Below are 15,962 nucleotides of genomic sequence, written 5' to 3'. Positions count from 1 at the left end.
TAATCTACGCCGCGATCTGCGCCAAATGTTCTGACGACGGACACGGAAGAGGTTCTGAAGTACTACGCCAATGGCCGGTGGTGGGCGCAGCCGCGCATGGACCGCGCATCTTCGATGCCTTCGGCCGGAGATTACGACAAGGGCGACTGGGTACAGAACACGGCACCGGTCATCTCGGGCGGTAAAGTGCTGCTGGGCTGGGCGCGTCTGACGACGGGCAGCAATCATGCCGCCGGTGTGGACTGGGCCCCCATGTACGGCACCACGAGCTGACGGGGCGGGGCGATCGTGAAACTGGAAGACGTCATCCTCTATATCTGCTCGCTGTTCGGCGGCCTTGCCATGGTGGGCGCGCGCCTGGGCTGGATGCTCTACGGCATCGCGCCGGAACCGCCCGCCGATCCGGAGGCGCTCGACCTGTGGCAGCGCAAGCGGCGCTGGCTGGTGGTGTCCGAGCTTTCGGCCCTGCCCGCCTTCGCCATTATCGCGCTGGGTGTGGGGCGGCTGAAAGGCTGGCCCGACTATGGCGTCGTGCTGTTCACCATGGTGCTGGGCGCGTTGGGCTTCGCCTTCGCGCTCGATGCGCTGCAGACGCTGTTCCGCAAGCGCCTCGGCCTGCAGGACGACGGCAAATGACCTGGCCGGTCATCCTGATCCTGCTGGCGTCCGTGGCGACGATGGCGCTGGGCTATTGGCGCGCGCTGCGCCTGCACATCCGTATCCGCCAGATCGAACCGCGCTGCCCCTGGGTGCGCACGCATTTTCTGGCCCGTCCGCCCCATCGCCCCCGAAACATACAGGAGGGATCGCATGACTGAACTGACCGCACGCGCCGTCGCTTATTGCCTTAGCGAGGAAGCCATCGTCCAGGAGGCCTATCTCGACAGCGAGAACAAGTGGACCTGGGCAGGCGGCGTCACCGATGCCAGCGGCCACTATGTCGAGCGCTACAGGGACAATCCGCAGCCGCTGGAGCGCTGCCTTGAGGTTACGGTGTGGCTGATGCGGCAAAAGTACCTGCCACCGGTGCTACGGGCCTTTTCCGGCTACGCCCTGGCCGAACACCAGCTTGCCGCCGCGCTCTCGTTCCACTGGAACACCGGCGCGATCGGGACGACGCAATGGGTGCGGGACGTCAAGGCCGGACGCCGCACCATGGCCCGCGCGTTCCTTGAGAACCACTACCTCAACCACGGTGATCTGAAGGCGCGGCGCCTGCGCGAGGCTGCGCTGTTCTTCGAACGGAAGTGGCCTGGGGACATACGCGTGCCGGTCTATCCCGTCCGCAAGCCCGGCTACCGGCCGGACTTCGCCAGAGGCCGCAGGAGCGACATGACGGCGCTGATCGAAAAGGCGCTGGCGGCATGAACCCGATCCCCATCGGTTGGTGCCTGGGCGGCGCCCTTGCGGCGGCTGTGGCAGGCGGCCTGGCCGGATGGACCGTGCGCGACTGGAAGCGAGACAGCGAGGTCCTGGCGGAATTTCAGAGCGCAGCGAAGGACCTCAAGCAGGCGCGCGAAACCGTTGACCATGCCGCCACCGCCTACGAACAGGAGCGAGACGATGACCGAGCCCGCACCGCTGTGCGAGAAAGCACCATCCGGGAAATCTACCATGACCGCACTGTGCCTGCTGACTGCGCTGTGCCCGCTGCTGCTGTGCGCGTGCTCGACCAGGCCGTCGACGCCGCCAATGCCCGAACTGCAGGCCAACCTGCGCCAGGACTGCCCGAAGCTGCCGAAACCGCCGGTGCCGCTGACTGATCCCACCCGCGCCGCTTGGGAAAATACCATGATAGCGCTCTACGGCGATTGCGCCTCGCGGCATCATCATACCGTGGAAGCATGGCCAAATACTGCGGACTTAGTAGATAAGTGAAATAAATTTCCGTATATATTTCAGCGCATTGGTCCGGGTGAAGCACAATTCAATCAGGTCTATCTAGTGGGCGAAACTTCAAAGTGATCAACCCATGTACCACATGTCCTGCTTGAAAAATGACTTGAATACTTCCTCTCCGTCTTCCGAGCGAAGGCGCTTCAGAAGGGGCTCATTCGAATGAGGGACCAAAATTACGCGCGCGGCAAACGGAATTTGAAGGCCGTCCTGCTTACGCAGGGATAAAAGCATGCCAATATAAGGGTCGACGTCAGTGTCTTCCGGTTCGACAAGTGTTGCTAAACGCACAACGCCAGGACGCCTTCCCAGCAAAAAAATCCGATCCCGTGAACGAAAAACATATCCTACATGTTCAGGAGTGCGTTCTTCTGTCCTCTCTTTATCCTTATAGCGTCCATAATTCATAGACCAATGACTGAAGCTGGGGTCTCCGTTAGGGTCTCGGTAAATTTTTAGCCAACCTTCCCCAAAATCTATAGCGCCGGGTGCATGGTAGCGAAAATAGCTGAACTCGCCGTTGGCCTTCTCGTTCGCCATCGTTTCAAAGATTAAATCGCGCTGTGCAGGATCCTGCCGCATGTATGTGGCCATCCCTTGATACACGGCATTGCTGACACCAGCATTCATAGCCCAAATTAGGCGCTTTTGCGTCGATGGCCGAATGTCGGGATGGCCTTCAATAAGGCGTTGTATCGTCTCGCGCGAAAAAATTGGGTACAGAGCGCTCTGCTTCTCTGGCGTTGGATAATGGTTCAGAAGCGCCTCACGCGCATTTTTGTAGGCTGAGGCCAAATCTTCATCGTTGGTGCTCATCCACGCTTTCCGTTTCTTACCTCCGGCCTGCTTAGTTGATCCACGTGGACGCCCCCTTCCCCGCCGAACCGGATCGCTGGGCTGAGGCGCTCCCCCTGCTTGCCCGTTTTCCCCATCCTCCATATTTGGCCCTCCCCCCGGTTAACGACGTCGATCAGACTGCAATGTTGCGAGGTATTTAGCCTAAACTATTTTTTTTAAGCGTGTGCAAATTTAATAATGCGTGTGGGGCGGGATTGCACAATTTTAATCGCGCTTACTGCCTTTTGGGCACCGTTAATGTCACGAAAAATGCCTCAGCAATGTCGACGAAACCGCTTCGTGCAGTTGGACAATTATGTAACAATGAAGTTGCTAGGAGAGTGTCCTGCCAATGGTGCCAATCAACAGATCGGTTGTGAGGCCAAACATGAGTTAAGGACTGCTGTTCTAGCCTAGATCGGCAATTTGGGAAGAAGCCGGAAGTAAGGTCGCTCTTTAAGAGTAATTGAAGAAGGGGCTTCGGAACGTCGAAGTCCCGAAGCCCCAGTTTGGCGAAGAGATCCTACCCTCTCCGCCAATCAAGAAGGGCGTGTGTTTATGGAGAAACCACCATGACCCTCTCGATTCAGATACCTTTGAAACTTGTGGAGGTGACGCATGTTTCAGTCGCATCCATCGAATTCCTGAAAATCATCCATTGTTCGCCGGAAATTGAGATCATGATGGGCATCTTTGCCGTCATCAGTTTCTGCCATTTTCTGTGCGAATCCGGCCAGTGGCTCTGGCGGAAACACACAGAAGAGTCAACTGCTCCCGACGAATAACTGCATCAACCCCGTACGAAAAAATCAAGATAGCTTCACCCAAATCAATGATCAAACTTAGCAACTTCATGCCCGGCGAATTCCTTACCGAACTCGCCGGCATTTTTTTGAATCAGATGGCCTTCCAGAAAATAGTAGCCGAAGAATGCGGATTCGATTGCCTGCGAATATGGGGGATGCGCCTGCAAAATTTGACCATACCGCAGCGGCAGCAATCACTCGATTGAACCGAGGGCTATTGATCTTGAATAAAATGCAGCGCGAGGCCGGTGATCGCACCGACATCATCCGGCCCGAAGTCCAAAAGGACGCGGGCTGGGTATTTCGCCTGTACCACTTTGCCGGCCTTGGTGCGGCCGACGAAGCCGCGCAGGCCGTACTGGTGGACGCGGGCAGTCCGGGCGACCGGTCCTTCGTAACCCACCGAAACGCCGTCGCCCATGGTGCGGATCTTCAGGTTCTTTACCTGGCGCAGCTTGCGGAACATCTTGCCCGACCGGCGGATCCTGCCCCTGGCATCCTTCATGCGCGGGCGGGGCTTGCGGGCCTGCATGGGTGAGCCATCCGGCTGCACATTGGCAGCGATGCGTTTCGCGTTCGCCTTGCGCAGTTCCATGCCGATCTTGCGGTAGATCTTGCGCCGCTGGGCCGGGCCGAGGCGGTTGAGGTAGGCGGCGAAGAATGGCTCCAGCTCGGCGAAGGTATCGTCCATGGCCGGTTACGCGTCCGGTGCGACTTGGAACGTGCCTTCGTTCGAGCGGACCCAGATCGAGGTGATCGGGCCATCGGGCGCGCGCAGCGGCTCGGCATCCGGGAAGAGGGGAACCTGTTCGCCGGCCACTTCCAGCTGCCAGCCATCGGCGGTCTTTTCGGCGATGACGATCTCGCGCAGGGCAAGGGTGATCTTCACGTCGAACGTCTTCTCGTCGATCACGTCGACCTCGAACGGGAAGCCCGCCGACTGTACGGCGAGCAGATCGGGCTGCTGGGTGCGCAGCCAGTCGACCACGAGGAAGAACAGCGCCTCGGGCGGCTTGGTGTAATCCTCGATCACGACGGTCAGCTCGTATTCCCAGCTGAAGCCGCCCTGTGCGGTCTGCCGTGCGCGGACGGAGCCGCGTTCGACCCACATGGCCAGTTTGTCGGGATCCCGCTTGAGATAGGGCAGCAAGGCCACGATGGCGGCGCGCAGCAGGCCGGGTTTCTTCATGGCCCTAGTCCCAGAGGTTCACGGTTTCGAGGAGCGCGGCAGCAGCGGCCGGCGGATCGGGCAGCATCACCACGGTGCCTTCCGCGAGCACGGTGCCGGATGCGGCGAGGCCGGGGTTCAGTGTGAGCGCATCCTCCACCACGTTGCCCTGAGTGGTGCCCAGCTCGCGCCAGCAGATCGCATCGAGCGTGTCGCCCTGGCGCGCGATGGCAGTGCGGCTCATCAGATCAGCTCCACGGCCACGCGGCCCGTGCCGAGGATATCGCGCACGGCGCTCGTTGCGAGGCGGTGGTAATCGGGCGCGGTCGTGGCGGCGGTATCGGCGCGGGCCTGGCCGGTTTCGGTCGCGGTCAGGTCGCGGTGCAGCTCGCTCAGTTCGGCAGCGGCAGCAAAGCGCACGGCGCGAGTGTAAAGCAGGGTGAGGCGATGCGTGCCGCCGGTCATGCGGGCGGGATCCACGGCGGACAGGTCTGCAGCACCTTCGACCTCGCGGGCCGCGCGCCAGTCCTCCAGCTCGCCCTCGATCGTCAGTTGGCCGCCCTTGATCGCTTCGATCAGGCGCGCATCGGTGACCAGCTCGCCGATACGCAGAGCATCGCGCATGGCGTTCACGTCTATGTCCGGATACCAGCCATCGCCCGCGACCACTTCGCCATCGGGAGAGGCAGGATCTGGCGGCAGGGCGATGAACGGCATTTCCGGCCTCCTTGGAGCGGTTCCTCAGGTCAGGTGGGGGGTGGGGAAAGGGGCCTTGCGGCACAGGCCTCAGAACCTTTTCCGCCCCCCGGCGCGGGTGGCGCAGCTCGTTTACGCGGCCTGGCCTTCGAGCTTCTTCAGCTCTCGGCCGAGGCCTTCGATCAGTTTTCTGACGCCGCATTTGCCATCGAGGGAAAGCGCGCGTTCGAAATGGGCTTTGGCGGTCGCCAGCAGGGCGGGCTTGCCGCCGGCCACGGCCGTTTCGGCGCCGGGCTCGAAGGCTGCGGCCTGCGCCTGGAAGGCCAGGCCGAGCGCCTTTTCCAGCTTGGCACGGACCTGGTCGAAGATGTCTTCATCTTCCACCAGATGCGCGACGCTTTGCAGCACCTGCAACGGGACGGCGCCAGGCGTCTTTACGCCGATCTCGGCCACTTCCTCGGCCACCAGCGTGGCAGGTGTGCGTTTGTAGCGTTCGGGCAGAGCGATGCCCGCGCGGAGCACATAGGCGGCCAGCTTCAACGCAAGCGGCCAGTCCTGCACGTCGATAGCCCATACCAGCATCGTGGAAACGATCTCGTCCTGCGCACCGGCCCCGGCATCGGCGGCGCCTTCCACCCACGGCAGGAACTTTGCGATCATGCCGCGCTTGGCTTCGATCTTGCGCTCGGTGGACTGGGTGTTCCGCAGCGTGGCGAGATCCTGCCCCAGCGCGGCGAGGAGCAACTGATATTCGCTGGCGACCGGGCCGGTCTGCGGCATCGGCGGCGGCCCCCGCTCTGGCCTGCCGGACGACATGGCGGCCAGCGTGCGCTGGAAATGGGCCTTGGCGGGGGAAAGCATGGCGGGATCCTTTGCTTGGGATCCTGCCCCGCCCGGTGGGAGGGGCGGGACGGGGCAGGAAGGGCGGCAGGGGGGTTACGCGTCAGCCTCGCGGCGATCAGGCGGCGGCAGCGATGTTTTCGACCAGGCAGGCGTATTCGAGATCCTCGATCACGTAGGCCTCGTTCGAAGACTGGTAGTCGGTCACCTGATCGAGTTCGGGTTCGTCCTTCAGCAGGCGGCGGCGCTTGCCGTCCTGATAGTAGATCGAAAGGTTGTCGAACCGGGTGACGAACACGGTGCCGTTGGGGAAGCCGGGCACGCGGTAGGCGGGAAGGCCGCCCAGGCGCTTGGTGGACATGATCACGTCGCGGGCGAGCTGTTCGGTGGGCGCTTCGGTCTGGTTGATCATCGGGAAGTACTTGTCATGCAGCAGGTCGCCAGAGACGATCGCCACGAGTTCGGTATCGTTCTTCGCCCATTCGGCGAGCATGGTTTCCTTGGCGTCCCACACCAGCGCATCGAGCGTGGCGTAGTCGCCGCCGCCGCCATACGTCACCTGCCCGGATGCCGCGGCGACCTCAGCCAGCACGCGCGCGGGGTTCTCTGTGCGCATCTTTTCCAGCCAGCCCACATTGACATCCTGCAGCAGCGGGTTGGCGGCGCGATCGGTGGCGGCGGCGGCGCTGGTGCCGTTGAAGCCGATCAGGATGCGGTCCAGCGCCTGGCGCTTCAGGTTGTTGTCACGCCAGAGCGTTTCGAAGTTGGGGAACTTCGCCCACTTGTCGACCTTGGCATAGCGCATGGCGACATCGAAATTGGTCTGGACGCAAGTGTAGCCGCGCTGGTCCATCGCGCCGGGATCGATGCCCTGGCGGCGGTTGCCGCCTGCCGTATCGGTGCGCCCGGCGATGGTACTGCCGACGCCGAGGCCGAGCAGCTCGCCCATCATCTCGTCCACCGGCTCGATGTTGATCCGGGACAGGAATTCGCTGGTGTCCTGCATGCGCTGTTCGAGCTTTTGCTGCACGCTGGGCTCGACGGTGAACTTGGCGCTGGCGGCAACGGCGGGATCGATGCCGTTGAGCGATGCGATCTGGCCGATCATCGCGGCGAATTTGGCCCGGGTTTCGTTCTTCATGATGGGATCCTCAGAATGGGGGAGAGGGTTGGGCGCGGGCGTTTGGAGGGCGGATCAGCAGTCGGTCTTCGCTGCGTTCTCTCCACCGGTGGCGGGCAGGCGCTGGGTGAAAGTGCCGGCGGGCGTGTTTTCGACCTGTGCTTTCAGGCTGGCAAAATCGCCGGAGAGCTTCGCAACCTGTGAGGCCGTGGCCGCGTTCGAGGCTTCGACCGCCGAGGCGAGCTGGCCCATCATCACGCCGAACGCGGCGAGGGCATTGCCGTCCGCCTGCGGGGCGGCGGGTTCCGCCTCGGCTTCCTGTTTCGGTTGCACGGCGGCCTGCCCGGTGAGTTTTTCCAGCAGGCCCCGGAACGAGGCGAAGATCCCGGTGGGGTCCGGATCGGTGCGATCCGCCTGCCCGGCCGCGAAAACCTCCTGCGGGATTTCGTAGGCCTGGCAGATCAGGTTATCGGCAGAGAGCTTGCGGTTGGACAGGAATCCGGGCGTCTTCGCCGCGAATTCGAGCGCCTGCGTGCCGAACGAGGCCGGGCTGTCCGTCGTGGCCAGCCCCACCAGATAGGCCTTGCCGGTGCCCCGGCAGTTCTGGCCGATTTCGATAGACGAGAAGATCTTCTGCTTCTTCTTGTTGATTTCCACGAGCGCGGGCAGCGGCTTGATCGCGGCGAACAGGGCCATCGCCTTTTGCGTGATGCTGCCCACCGGGATGTCGATCTCTTCGGCCTTCACCGAGACGACGTCTCCCAGCATGTCGAACGGGCCATCGGGCACCACGCCGCGGAAGTGCTCCAGGTTGACGCGCACGCCGTAGAGCTGGGGGTTGAAGGTCTCCGCGCAGTCCAGAATGTCCTGCCGGGTGATCTTGCGGCCGTCCGTGGTGTCACCTTCAACGGCGACGCGGAAAAAGCGGGGGTCTGCCATCGGTATGCTCCGGTCCTTCTTGCGGTCTGCATTCTCGGTGCGTCGGGGCGCGACTGGCGGGAACGGCCCGTAACAACGATCGCCAAAGGACAGGCCCGGCGGCCTCTTCGCAACGCGGGCGCGTTGTGAGGGGGCGGGGCCACAACCGCAGGGGCTTAAGCGCGGCGGCGGATCGCCCCTAGCGTGGCGGCATGACGCTGGCGGCCCAGAACGAACCGGAGGAGCAGGGCGGCGGTGCGCGCGCCCCGGCCATCGTGGCCGCGCGCACGAAAGCCCGCTCGCTCTACTGGCGGGGCTGGACCGTCAGCCAGATCGCCGAAGAGCTGGACCTGCCCTACACAACGGTTTCCAGCTGGAAGACGCGCCATAAGTGGGACGATGCCCCCGCCATCCAACGCGCCGAGGAAGGCACGCTTGAACGCTATCTGCAGCTGATGGCCAAGGAGGCCAAGACCGGCGGCGATTTCAAGGAAATCGACCTGCTGGGCCGCCAGTTCGAACGGCTCGCCCGCGTGGCCCGTTACACCGATGGCGGCAATGAGGCCGATCTCAATCCCGATCGCGCGAAAGGGGCGAAGGCCGCGAACGCCAAGAAGGAGAAGGCGAAGAACCTGATCACGCCGGACATGGTGGAGCAGCTGCGCGTGGACATGCGCGGCAGCCTCTACGGCCACCAGTCGGTCTGGCTCAACACAACCAGCCTGCGCACGCGGATGATCCTGAAGTCCCGCCAGATCGGCGCGACCTGGTATTTCGCGCGCGAACGCCTGCTGGTGGCGCTGGAGACCGGCAAGAACCAGATCTTCATTTCGGCAAGCCGCGCGCAGGCGAACATCTTTCGCGCCTACATCGTCCAGTGGGTGCAGAAAGTCTGCAAGATCACGCTGAAGGGCGACCCGATCGCGATCCAGCGGCAGGACGCGGACGGCAATCCGGACGAGCCGGTAGAGCTCTATTTCCTCGGCACCAATTACCGCACGGCGCAGGGCTATCACGGCGACGTGATCATCGACGAGTGCTTCTGGATCTACGGGTTCGAGGAGCTGTTCAAGGTCGCCAGCGCCATGGCGACGCAGAAGCAATATACCCGCACGCTGTTCTCCACGCCCAGCACGCTGGCGCACGAGGCCTATCCGATGTGGACGGGCGAGCGCGTCAACCGCCGCCGCGCCCGGGCCGACCGGATTAAGCTGGACGTGACGCACGACGCCCTGAAACAGGGCGCGTTGGGTGCGGACGGGATCTGGCGCCAGATCGTCACCGTGTTCGACGCCGTGGCGGGCGGCTTCGACCTGGTCGACGTGGAGGAGCTGCAGCGCGAATACGCGCTCGACGAATTCGACAACCTGTTCCGCTGCATTTTCCTCGACGACAGCCAGAGCATGTTCCCGTTCCAGATCATGCGGCGCTGCATGGTCGATAGCTGGGACGTCTGGCGCGATTACCAGCCCTATGCGCTGCGCCCTTACGAGGGCGAGGTCTGGCTCGGCTACGATCCCAACGCCAGCGAGACCGGCACGGGCGACGATGCCGCGCTGGTGGCCGTGGCCGCGCCCACCAAGCCCGGCGGCAAGTTCCGCGTGCTGGAAAAGCAGCGCCTGAAGGGCAAGGACTTTCAGGGGCAGGCCGACGCGGTGAAGGAGATGGCCGCCAAGTACAACGTGACCCGCATCGGCATCGACACGACCGGCGCGGGCAAGGCGGTGCACCAGCTCGTTTCCAAGTGGTTCCCACTGGCAGAGGCGATCACTTATTCGGTGCAGACCAAGACGGCGATGGTGCTGAAGGCGAAGAACGTGATCAGCACCGGCCGCCTGGAATTCGACGCCGGGTGGCTGGACGTGATGCAGGCCTTCATGGCGATCCGGCCAGAGATCACCAAAGGCGGCACCCAAGTGACTTATGTGGCGAGCCGCGCCGGGGGCGTGGGCCATGCCGATCTGGTCTGGGCAGTGATGCACGCCCTGTTCTTCGAACCGCTCGACGTGACCGAACCTGTCGGCGGTGGCTCTACCGTGGAGATTTCCTGAGATGCCCGAGCAGACCATGCTGCCTGCGACTGCCGCCGCCCCCGCTGCGCAGGCCTTCACCTTCGGCGATCCCGAAAGCGTGATCGACCGGCGCGAGATCTTCGACCTGTTCGAAGTGGCGCATAACGGCCGGTGGTATGAGCCGCCGGTCTCGCTGGCGGGGCTGGGCCGGGCTTACCGGATGGCGCCGCACCACCAGAGCGCGGTGCTGTTCAAGCGCAACCTCTTGGCAGCCAGCTTCGTGCCCAATGCCCTGTTCAGCCGGTCCGACTTCGCGCGCTGGGCGCTGGACTGGCTCGTTATGGCCAATGCCTATCTGGAGCGGCTGAGCAGCGTGACGGGCAAGGCGCTGCGCGTGAAGCCGCAGCCTGCTGCCTACATGCGGGTGGGGTTGAAGGCGGACCAGTATTTCTGGGTGCCGCGGCAATGGGTGCTGAGCGATGCCGTGGAATTTGCGCCCGGCCGGGTGCACCACCTGATGGAGCCGGACCCGATGCAGGAAATCTACGGCATGCCCGAGTATCTTTCGGCGCTGCAATCCGGCCTGCTCAACGAAAGCGCCACGCTGTTCCGCCGCCGCTACTACCTCAACGGCAGCCACGCAGGCTTCATCCTCCACATTTCTGAGGAAGGGCTGGGGAACGTCGACAGCGACATGATCCGCAAGGCGATGCGCGAGGCCAAGGGGCCGGGCAACTTCCGCAACCTCTACCTGCACATCCCGAAGGGGAAGGAGAACGGCGTCAAGGTGATCCCGATCGCGGAGGTGGGTGCCAAGGACGAGTTCCTCAATATCAAGGACGTGACAGCGAAGGCTCGCTGCGCACCGGGTACCTCCGCAACTGCTGGGCATCGTGCCCAAGAATACCGGCGGTTTCGGCAACGTCACTGACGCGGCGGCGGTGTTCTACGAGATGGAGATCGTGCCGATCCAGCAGCGGATGCTGGAGGTCAACGAATGGCTGAGGGTGGAGGCGGTGCGGTTTGAGAGGCCGGGGGTTGCTATGCAGGTCGCAAAATGAGCGTACTTATGCGGCTTCTGCAACAACCGAGCGCAGCGTTTCCTCGCTCACATCGTCCTCAATGACTTCGGCCTCTTGCGAGACAAGCGGAAGCCACTTTCCCATGCTCTCCAAATCATCCACTACCGCCACAGGATGGTTGTTTTCACCCAGACGACGAATGTCGGTGAACTTACTCACTGCTGAGCATACCGATGTATAATAGGGGGTGACTACGTCGAACAGTACGCGCCGAGTTCCAATCTCAACCTGAGCGGCAAACTTCCAGTCAAGGTTCGACGATCCAACAATGCTTACTCGTTCTTGGGCAGCGTCACCGAAGATACTGCGCAGCCGCTGAAAAAGTGCAGCCCCGATTTCTTGCTCATCCCATTCAGGCATTGAATGGTAAGCTTTCACCATCACCCTATGCGACGCATAAGCTACGCGCCGAATTGCCCATGCGATTTGGTGCTCGTTGGCGAACACCCGTATTTCATGTCCTTCGGTATATTCTACGCCGAGTTCGTCTTTCATGCGTCCGGCATGCGAACCGAACGAGCGCTGAGCTTCCATCGTCTCAGCCTCACGGAAGCCCATGGCAAAATCAGTTATCCAATAGCCGCCATGCGTTGGAACCACTCGGACGCCGACAATGGAACCACTTGGGTACGTGAGTGGCGTAGTGACAAGGTAAGCATTCCCCCAAGCCGACACACGCACAAGACTGCCCACGGCCTTACGGACGTGAGGATCGCTAATTGCGCTCCGGTCTATCTGATCAAATGCCATCATTGTCAGTCGAACAAGTCCTTAGGCCACGGAGATGGTATCGCAGAACCTGCATTAGCAATTCTAAAGAAACCGCCTACTCCGTCAATCAGTTCGTTAAATGATTGATATTCTGGGATTATTGGTTCCGCTATTGGTAGCCCTCGTAGGGGGCGGCCTGTCCCAGTAGACCAGTTCAAATCGAATGAGTGGTGGTGGTCTCCGTCGCAATCGACACCAATTAGGTGGATAGGTGCGCGTGGATGGTCGTTCGCGTGGGGAGTTTTTGGTCGCCAATCGATGCCAGCTAACTGGATTGCGTCGCGTCGGCTATCCGTTGGAATATAGATCATTCGAAACGAGACATCGCAGTTGCGCAGGTCTGCGTGCGCACGGCCGACGAGTTCGAGACCTTGCATAGCGCGCCCGTTGAAAAACAGAGGCGCAATTAATCGCATCCGCATATCCGGGCCTGTGGGCTCACTCCATCCGGGTGCCCCAATTATTCGCTTTTCACCCGCCATGACGGCTTTGAAAGGAAACGACATCTGGTCTGGTTATCGCCAGTCAGACCGAGAGTCGATTCACTTGTTGAGCAAAAAACAATTGCATCAATTGATTTTCTTACCGGCCTTTACTCTGATCCAATGCGCTTTCGACTAGGCGCCGAATGGCTTCGGCTCGCGATGGGATGCCAGGCTGCTTTGAACGCCAATCGTCGATCCGCGCGACTTCCGTGACGGACATCATGATGGGAATGCGCTGATCTTTCTTCTCTTTGGTCATGTCGATTGGTTACGCATGTTGTGCCAGTTGCACAACTGTCATTGACTTGTTCAACTGGCACAAGTGGTACAAGTCGGAGCGGCGAGGCGCTACCAACACCTCGCCGCTCCTAACTCAAACCACGGAGTGACCCGATGGCCCAAGCTGATGTGACGAATACCAGCAATTCCCGCACCGTACAGCCGATTCCCCGCTACGGCCGCGGCGTGTCCGCCCGGCGGCGGACGCAGGAGGTGCCCACCCTGGCGGACGACTGGGGCCTGTTCCGCGCCCCGATGGGCCGCGACGATCCCGATCTGGAAGCCCACACCTGGCCCGACTTCATCGACCAGTCCCGCATCCCCGACCACGCCACCGGCCGCTGGTCCGAAGACGACACCGAACTCGACGACGGGATGTGACAAATCTGGGGAGGGGCCAAGCTTCTCTTCGCCTACTTTCATAACGCTCGGCACGCTAGGCGAATGGCGGCAACGTTGGGGGCGAAATTCTATTGCATGATGGCCAGTCTCTTAAAAATTTGGTAATTTATAAACAGAATAAATAGCGAAGATATGGCAAATATAGTGGCTGATCGTCCGGTAAGATACATTGCACGGTAATATCTATCCGAATAACCAGATCCTATATTATCTTTTTTTCTAGATACATTGAAGAACGTAATCAGAGATCCGGGGAGTATGGTTATAAATATGATCAAATATATAATATTACTAAATAAAAATACAGAAAAAGCTAGAAAAATATGCAATGGAAGTTCTACTATATATATGACTAGACTTAAGATGTGGCTGAGGAGTTTCAAATTTTTCTTCAGTGGTTCTGAAGTTTTGTCGGTGAGTATGTTCTTGCAGATTGATATGCTCAAGGGGGACGGCTCTATCGCTCTTTGAAAAACTAGAAACAGAAGGAAAATGAGCTGTTCTACTAACTCAAGGAAAACGAATGGTAGTGCAGGGTAGCCATCCTGCCAGAGGATTGAGCTAACAGATAGATAGATAACGATAAAATCAACAATATACCGAGGGATATCAGGTATCCACCACGAAAATAATACTAAAATAAGAAATTCGCGGATGTGATTATAGATATTATGAAGATTAGATAGGAAGCCATACCAGACAATGGCTCCGTCCCAAATGTCGTTGACAACATTGGACAGGCCTAAAAGCGCCAGAATGGCTCCCGTTGTGCCTATCACTGTCGAGAGGCGTTTTCCGAATACTGTTTCGAGATGGTCGCCTATTTCCGTCGACAAGTTACCCTCCGGGGTCTCATGATCTGTATCAGCTTGAGGCTTGCTCAGAGCCTCAAGACGTATAATTATCGATTTTCGGGACTTTAGGACTAGTAATCCGGGCACCGAAGACGATGCCAGAAATCTGGCGGGCTGCAACCTATTCGCTAGTTTTATCGAGGTTATCGCACGCCAGCTGGTTGGACGAATGGCAGATGTTTGCGTGTTCTGAGATGAATGCAAAAGCTGACATTGCCGCTAAGCGAGGTTGAGCCTCCACAAAGTCGGCGTGTCTGGAACGTCGGCTTTTTTGCGATTTTCCGGAATAGCCGACATCCGCAAGGACGCTACTTGTCCGCGCATCGGCGCACGAGGACGGTGCCCACCCTGGCCGACGACTGGCAGACCGACAGCCCCGCGGCCCGCGACGATCCCGTTCTGGAAGCCCACACGTGGCCCGGCTGCATCGACCAGTCCCGCATCCCCGACCACGCCCTGGGCCGCTGGTCCGAAGAGCCACCGTTTTTTCAGAGGCATTTGGTGCCCGGCAATTCCGCAAGGCCTATTGTGACGTATCATCACCTAACTCAAGGGTTGCGCTCGCCTCAGTCACCGCAACGCTCGGTCTTGATCTCGATCGGTTCCTCTATTTCGCAGGCCGCTGTACCGCGCCAGTCGCAAAGGTGCTTACCGTCAATGAACTGGCAGTCTTGTCGCACTTGTCGCATCGTCGTGCCGATCAGGCGCGATTCGGTGCCTTGAATCAGCATGGCACAGCGGCGTGCGCCCTCTTTTTGCGCGTGGGCTTTGGTGCCTCCGGCACTGTGGGGAAGGTATATCTCTTCCTCCAAAGTGGTGCGTCGCCACTCGGTGCGGGTGCCCTTCCTTGCTGCGCCGATCAGCACATCGGCCTGGTCGCGATAGGCGCCATTGGGAAATGAGCTCACGAAGCGTCGCAAGGCCTCGCAGTCACCTGCAGGCAGTTTGTCCCATGCTGCCTGTTCCTCGTCGCTCGGCCGGGCGGCAATACGTCCCTGAAAATTGAGCGCCACGTCGGTGAAGCTGATGACTGCGACCAGCGGCACTACTGTGGCCGAAAAAAGCACCGCGAGTTGACGCATCAGCAACTTTCGCGGCGCGGATGGCGGTGCCGGATCGCGATTGGCCTGCTTGGACTTCGCCGCGGCGACAACATCGCGCAAATGCGCATCGCCAATCAGCCATTTGCGCCACCCCTGCGGCTCACAGCGCCAGCCCGAAAGATCGTAGAGCGTGCAGCCGAAACCCTCGGGCGGGGACACTTGCTCGAAGAGCACACCGATCGTTTTGTTCTGCGCGCAACCGTCGAGTGCGGCGGCGCGGAAGGCGGCAGCTTCATCGGTGTTCGCCAAGGCCGCTGCGCTCCAGCACACTACGAGGCATCGGGCCTTAGCCGTTCGCTCCAGCGCCTTTGCCCATTCCGGCCCGCCGGGAACGGCTGTCTCTCCCCACACGATCAGGTCCGCCGCAACGAGCGCATCGAGCACCGCATCGGCCCGTACGCGATCGGAAGGCATCGAGAAAAGGAGTATCACTGGGTTTCGCCCTCCTCTGCTAAGTTCTGCGTTGTCGATCGGCTCACCGGTCCGGTGTTTACGGCCCCGTTCCGCTCTTTCGACGCACGTATGCGTGCCTGGATGAGAAAGCGCCGATCAACCGGAAACAAAGTTCCGGCAGATTCCATCTCCTCCAATTTGGTGACCACGCGCGACCACGGAAATTCCGGATCGGACAGGCTGGCAAGTTTCCAATAGCTGACCGAGAGGTCGCGCTGGAGCGCGGCGGAGCCGGGATCG

At 60.7% G+C, this 15,962-nt stretch carries 23 protein-coding genes; 10 read left to right on the top strand and 13 right to left on the bottom strand.

Annotation, left to right across the window (positions count from 1 at the left end; genetic code table 11):
• Positions 1-96 precede the first annotated feature (96 nt).
• The 5 genes from MTR66_RS20460 to MTR66_RS20440 are packed head-to-tail and all read left to right on the top strand — an operon-like array spanning position 97 to position 1,763.
• The gene (locus tag MTR66_RS20460) at positions 97-273 is read left to right on the top strand and encodes a hypothetical protein (protein ID WP_243924443.1); all 177 of its coding nucleotides are present in this window, start codon (positions 97-99) and stop codon (positions 271-273) included.
• Between the two features lie 15 nt (positions 274-288).
• Positions 289-636, top strand: a complete 348-nt coding sequence (locus MTR66_RS20455; RefSeq protein ID WP_243924441.1) for a hypothetical protein — start codon at positions 289-291, stop codon at positions 634-636.
• Positions 633-818: a hypothetical protein gene (locus tag MTR66_RS20450; RefSeq protein ID WP_243924439.1), complete on the top strand. Its 186-nt coding sequence runs from the start codon at positions 633-635 to the stop codon at positions 816-818. The genes MTR66_RS20455 and MTR66_RS20450 overlap by 4 nt, the downstream gene beginning before the upstream one ends.
• Positions 811-1,368: a glycoside hydrolase family protein gene (locus MTR66_RS20445; RefSeq protein ID WP_243924437.1), complete on the top strand. Its 558-nt coding sequence runs from the start codon at positions 811-813 to the stop codon at positions 1,366-1,368. Before MTR66_RS20450 ends, MTR66_RS20445 begins: the two co-directional genes overlap by 8 nt.
• Complete coding sequence (locus MTR66_RS20440; protein ID WP_243924435.1) at positions 1,365-1,763, top strand: hypothetical protein; 399 nt, start codon at positions 1,365-1,367, stop codon at positions 1,761-1,763. The genes MTR66_RS20445 and MTR66_RS20440 overlap by 4 nt, the downstream gene beginning before the upstream one ends.
• Before the next feature lie 202 nt (positions 1,764-1,965).
• Here MTR66_RS20440 and MTR66_RS20435 read toward each other — a convergent pair whose 3' ends face one another.
• Entirely contained in the window at positions 1,966-2,712 is a 747-nt protein-coding gene (locus MTR66_RS20435) for a hypothetical protein (RefSeq protein ID WP_243924433.1), read from the bottom strand.
• Between the two features lie 593 nt (positions 2,713-3,305).
• Between MTR66_RS20435 and MTR66_RS20430 the strand changes: the two genes are divergently transcribed.
• A complete protein-coding gene (locus MTR66_RS20430) occupies positions 3,306-3,518 on the top strand; it encodes a hypothetical protein (RefSeq protein WP_243924431.1) in 213 nt (70 codons plus the stop codon).
• A 44-nt stretch (positions 3,519-3,562) separates the two neighbouring features.
• Here the strand turns inward: MTR66_RS20430 and MTR66_RS20425 are convergent, their stop codons facing one another.
• From MTR66_RS20425 to MTR66_RS20390, 8 genes are all read right to left on the bottom strand, one after another.
• The gene (locus MTR66_RS20425) at positions 3,563-3,733 is read right to left on the bottom strand and encodes a hypothetical protein (RefSeq protein ID WP_243924430.1); all 171 of its coding nucleotides are present in this window, start codon (positions 3,731-3,733) and stop codon (positions 3,563-3,565) included.
• Between the two features lie 20 nt (positions 3,734-3,753).
• Positions 3,754-4,230, bottom strand: a complete 477-nt coding sequence (locus MTR66_RS20420; protein WP_243924428.1) for a phage virion morphogenesis protein — start codon at positions 4,228-4,230, stop codon at positions 3,754-3,756.
• A 6-nt stretch (positions 4,231-4,236) separates the two neighbouring features.
• Positions 4,237-4,728, bottom strand: coding sequence for a phage tail protein (locus tag MTR66_RS20415; protein WP_243924426.1), 492 nt, complete (start codon positions 4,726-4,728; stop codon positions 4,237-4,239).
• A 4-nt stretch (positions 4,729-4,732) separates the two neighbouring features.
• Positions 4,733-4,951, bottom strand: a complete 219-nt coding sequence (locus MTR66_RS20410) for a tail protein X (RefSeq protein WP_243924424.1) — start codon at positions 4,949-4,951, stop codon at positions 4,733-4,735.
• Complete coding sequence (locus MTR66_RS20405; protein WP_243924423.1) at positions 4,951-5,424, bottom strand: head completion/stabilization protein; 474 nt, start codon at positions 5,422-5,424, stop codon at positions 4,951-4,953. Before MTR66_RS20405 ends, MTR66_RS20410 begins: the two co-directional genes overlap by 1 nt.
• 111 nt (positions 5,425-5,535) lie before the next feature.
• On the bottom strand, positions 5,536-6,264 hold the full coding sequence (gene gpM / locus MTR66_RS20400) for a phage terminase small subunit (RefSeq protein WP_243924422.1): 729 nt from the start codon (positions 6,262-6,264) through the stop codon (positions 5,536-5,538).
• Between the two features lie 97 nt (positions 6,265-6,361).
• Positions 6,362-7,384, bottom strand: coding sequence for a phage major capsid protein, P2 family (locus MTR66_RS20395; RefSeq protein ID WP_243924421.1), 1,023 nt, complete (start codon positions 7,382-7,384; stop codon positions 6,362-6,364).
• A 54-nt stretch (positions 7,385-7,438) separates the two neighbouring features.
• Positions 7,439-8,302 (bottom strand): GPO family capsid scaffolding protein, encoded by an 864-nt coding sequence (locus tag MTR66_RS20390; protein WP_243924420.1) that lies wholly within the window; start codon positions 8,300-8,302, stop codon positions 7,439-7,441.
• A 191-nt stretch (positions 8,303-8,493) separates the two neighbouring features.
• Here MTR66_RS20390 and MTR66_RS20385 point away from each other — a divergent pair, with 191 nt between their 5' ends.
• Genes MTR66_RS20385 through MTR66_RS20375 form a run of 3 tightly spaced genes read left to right on the top strand, consistent with a single transcriptional unit; the run spans position 8,494 to position 11,354 of the window.
• Positions 8,494-10,332 carry a terminase large subunit domain-containing protein gene (locus MTR66_RS20385; protein ID WP_243924419.1) on the top strand — a complete coding sequence of 613 codons (1,839 nt, stop codon included), beginning with the start codon at positions 8,494-8,496 and terminating at the stop codon, positions 10,330-10,332.
• Position 10,333: 1 nt separating this feature from the next.
• On the top strand, positions 10,334-11,224 hold the full coding sequence (locus MTR66_RS20380; RefSeq protein WP_243924418.1) for a phage portal protein: 891 nt from the start codon (positions 10,334-10,336) through the stop codon (positions 11,222-11,224).
• On the top strand, positions 11,187-11,354 hold the full coding sequence (locus tag MTR66_RS20375; protein ID WP_243924417.1) for a hypothetical protein: 168 nt from the start codon (positions 11,187-11,189) through the stop codon (positions 11,352-11,354). Before MTR66_RS20380 ends, MTR66_RS20375 begins: the two co-directional genes overlap by 38 nt.
• 6 nt (positions 11,355-11,360) lie before the next feature.
• On the opposite strand, the gene MTR66_RS20370 is transcribed toward MTR66_RS20375, so the two are convergent.
• Together MTR66_RS20370 and MTR66_RS20365 are read right to left on the bottom strand one after the other, a co-directional pair.
• A complete protein-coding gene (locus tag MTR66_RS20370) occupies positions 11,361-11,870 on the bottom strand; it encodes a hypothetical protein (RefSeq protein WP_243924416.1) in 510 nt (169 codons plus the stop codon).
• Between the two features lie 858 nt (positions 11,871-12,728).
• Positions 12,729-12,890, bottom strand: coding sequence for a hypothetical protein (locus MTR66_RS20365; protein ID WP_243924415.1), 162 nt, complete (start codon positions 12,888-12,890; stop codon positions 12,729-12,731).
• A 134-nt stretch (positions 12,891-13,024) separates the two neighbouring features.
• Here MTR66_RS20365 and MTR66_RS20360 point away from each other — a divergent pair, with 134 nt between their 5' ends.
• Complete coding sequence (locus tag MTR66_RS20360) at positions 13,025-13,291, top strand: hypothetical protein (RefSeq protein ID WP_243924414.1); 267 nt, start codon at positions 13,025-13,027, stop codon at positions 13,289-13,291.
• Positions 13,292-14,732: 1,441 nt separating this feature from the next.
• On the opposite strand, the gene MTR66_RS20355 is transcribed toward MTR66_RS20360, so the two are convergent.
• Both MTR66_RS20355 and MTR66_RS20350 read right to left on the bottom strand, forming a co-directional pair.
• A complete protein-coding gene (locus MTR66_RS20355) occupies positions 14,733-15,518 on the bottom strand; it encodes a hypothetical protein (RefSeq protein WP_243924413.1) in 786 nt (261 codons plus the stop codon).
• Between the two features lie 179 nt (positions 15,519-15,697).
• Positions 15,698-15,962, bottom strand: a 265-nt coding sequence (locus MTR66_RS20350) for a hypothetical protein (protein WP_243924412.1), incomplete at its 5' end; no start/stop codon positions are given.

This window comes from Novosphingobium beihaiense (genome assembly GCF_022832375.1).
Taxonomy (GTDB): domain Bacteria; phylum Pseudomonadota; class Alphaproteobacteria; order Sphingomonadales; family Sphingomonadaceae; genus Novosphingobium; species Novosphingobium beihaiensis.
Note: the sequence above shows the minus strand (reverse complement) of the source record. Positions and strands in the feature narration are given on the sequence as shown.

Excerpts from the sequence above, each read along its gene's own strand:
- gpM (WP_243924422.1), bottom strand. The coding sequence starts at position 6,264 with ATGCTTTCCCCCGCCAAGGCCCATTTCCAGCGCACGCTGGCCGCCATG.
- MTR66_RS20440 (WP_243924435.1), top strand. The coding sequence starts at position 1,365 with ATGAACCCGATCCCCATCGGTTGGTGCCTGGGCGGCGCCCTTGCGGCG.
- MTR66_RS20450 (WP_243924439.1), top strand. The coding sequence starts at position 633 with ATGACCTGGCCGGTCATCCTGATCCTGCTGGCGTCCGTGGCGACGATG.
- MTR66_RS20365 (WP_243924415.1), bottom strand. The coding sequence starts at position 12,890 with ATGACCAAAGAGAAGAAAGATCAGCGCATTCCCATCATGATGTCCGTC.
- MTR66_RS20405 (WP_243924423.1), bottom strand. The coding sequence starts at position 5,424 with ATGCCGTTCATCGCCCTGCCGCCAGATCCTGCCTCTCCCGATGGCGAA.
- MTR66_RS20435 (WP_243924433.1), bottom strand. The coding sequence starts at position 2,712 with ATGAGCACCAACGATGAAGATTTGGCCTCAGCCTACAAAAATGCGCGT.
- MTR66_RS20445 (WP_243924437.1), top strand. The coding sequence starts at position 811 with ATGACTGAACTGACCGCACGCGCCGTCGCTTATTGCCTTAGCGAGGAA.
- MTR66_RS20430 (WP_243924431.1), top strand. The coding sequence starts at position 3,306 with ATGACCCTCTCGATTCAGATACCTTTGAAACTTGTGGAGGTGACGCAT.
- MTR66_RS20460 (WP_243924443.1), top strand. The coding sequence starts at position 97 with ATGGACCGCGCATCTTCGATGCCTTCGGCCGGAGATTACGACAAGGGC.
- MTR66_RS20390 (WP_243924420.1), bottom strand. The coding sequence starts at position 8,302 with ATGGCAGACCCCCGCTTTTTCCGCGTCGCCGTTGAAGGTGACACCACG.
- MTR66_RS20380 (WP_243924418.1), top strand. The coding sequence starts at position 10,334 with ATGCCCGAGCAGACCATGCTGCCTGCGACTGCCGCCGCCCCCGCTGCG.
- MTR66_RS20370 (WP_243924416.1), bottom strand. The coding sequence starts at position 11,870 with ATGAAAGACGAACTCGGCGTAGAATATACCGAAGGACATGAAATACGG.
- MTR66_RS20385 (WP_243924419.1), top strand. The coding sequence starts at position 8,494 with ATGACGCTGGCGGCCCAGAACGAACCGGAGGAGCAGGGCGGCGGTGCG.
- MTR66_RS20420 (WP_243924428.1), bottom strand. The coding sequence starts at position 4,230 with ATGGACGATACCTTCGCCGAGCTGGAGCCATTCTTCGCCGCCTACCTC.
- MTR66_RS20415 (WP_243924426.1), bottom strand. The coding sequence starts at position 4,728 with ATGAAGAAACCCGGCCTGCTGCGCGCCGCCATCGTGGCCTTGCTGCCC.
- MTR66_RS20395 (WP_243924421.1), bottom strand. The coding sequence starts at position 7,384 with ATGAAGAACGAAACCCGGGCCAAATTCGCCGCGATGATCGGCCAGATC.
- MTR66_RS20410 (WP_243924424.1), bottom strand. The coding sequence starts at position 4,951 with ATGAGCCGCACTGCCATCGCGCGCCAGGGCGACACGCTCGATGCGATC.
- MTR66_RS20360 (WP_243924414.1), top strand. The coding sequence starts at position 13,025 with ATGGCCCAAGCTGATGTGACGAATACCAGCAATTCCCGCACCGTACAG.